At 51.9% G+C, this 794-nt stretch carries 1 protein-coding gene; it reads right to left on the reverse strand.

Features of this window, described 5'->3' with window-relative positions:
• Positions 1-269: 269 nt before the first annotated feature.
• Positions 270-794, reverse strand: a 525-nt coding sequence (locus AC1RPW_RS07720) for a hypothetical protein (protein WP_481769398.1), incomplete at its 5' end; no start/stop codon positions are given.

Below are 794 nucleotides of genomic sequence, written 5' to 3' on the forward strand. Positions count from 1 at the left end.
CACGCACATTCTGATATCCGGTCAGCGTCAGCATCAAGGCCGTAGCCGCATCCGCAAACGGCGTGAACATGGTTTGAACCGGTGCCATTATCAGGTCTACTGAAGCTGCTACTTGAGGCGACACAAATTGATTATTGCTGCGGATCAGGACCGATGAGTCAACGTCGATCACTTGTTGTACCCCGTTTATGGGTACCAGATATAGTCTAATGTACTGTGCCACTGGGCTCTCCTAAAACTGGGATCAGACAAATCCCATCCATATTAAATTAGGAGTTCAGACTATACGATTTCAGCACGTAGTTCAACTCAAACTGCTCAAGATTGAATTCTTGCGCCGCCGCCTCTACACCAACAGTGCGTGCCGCCTGAACCGCGTTGCGCAGGCGCAGTGCATCGTCGCTTTCCATCAGTGTAAGCAAATCAGCCAACTTCGAATTACCCCTGTAGGCACGGCGCAGCGCCAGAAGGCTGATGCCACCAGCCAGATACGCCACCGCCATTTTCTGCATTTCTTTGCGCAGTGAATACGGATTGATCTTGCACGCACGCGCCTGCAAGAAGTTCATGAATGAGGGCTGCGCTGCTTGACGTACATACTCATCAAGAGTCGGCTCGTTGACCTTAAGTTCCCAAGGCTCTCCCGGGTTTTGCGTCGCATCGACCATGGCTACGCCGATCGCCAGATGCAAATCCAGCGCACGGGTATCAGGCCACAGCTGTTGACTCAAGTTACTCATTGCGAGCTGGGAACGTGCATCACACACAAAGTACACAACACGATCGTATGGGAT

This window comes from Dellaglioa sp. CoH-55-MRSF-8 (assembly GCF_056782195.1).